The 575-nt window shown below is 68.2% G+C and carries 1 pseudogene; it reads right to left on the reverse strand.

The window, feature by feature from the left end:
• Window positions 1–164: 164 nt before the first annotated feature.
• A pseudogene (locus ACA514_RS48245) lies at window positions 165–575 on the reverse strand (ABC transporter); the annotation flags it as partial.

The following is a 575-nucleotide window of genomic DNA, read 5'->3' on the forward strand; positions in this document are numbered from 1 at the left end:
GCCCAGGCCGTTGCCGAGGGTGCCGCCGAGGACGTAGACGAACAGCAGCAGCAGGATGACCGGGGTGATGATCAGCTGGATGGTCATGGAGGGGTAGCGGAGCAGCCGCTTGAGTTGGCGGCGGGTCATGGTGGCCGAGTCGCGGGCGGCGAGGGTGAGGGTGCTCATCGGGTGGCCTCCTGCTTGTGAGCGTCCAGCTGGCCGTTGTCCTGCTGGTGGGTGTTTTGGCCGGTGAGGGTGAGGAAGACGTCGTCGAGGTCGGGGGTGTGGATGCTGAGGTCGGCGGGTTGGATGCCGGCGGCGTCCAGGACGGTGAGCACCTCACGCAGCGAGGCGACGCCGCCGTCGGAGGGGACTTGGAGGGTGAGGTGGTCGTCGTCGGCGGGGTCGATGAAGCCGCGGCCCAGTGCGTCCAGTGCGGCGCCCAGGGCGTCGTCGTCGGTGAATTTCAGTGAGACGTGGCCGCCGGGGATGAGGCGTTTGAGTTCGTCGGCGGTGCCTTGGGCGATGAGGCGTCCGTGGTCCAGGACGGCGATCTGGTCGGCGAGGTGGTCGGCTTCTTCGAGGTATTGGGT

This window comes from Actinomadura sp. NTSP31 (genome assembly GCF_041951385.1).
GTDB classification, from domain to species: domain Bacteria; phylum Actinomycetota; class Actinomycetes; order Streptosporangiales; family Streptosporangiaceae; genus Spirillospora; species Spirillospora napierensis.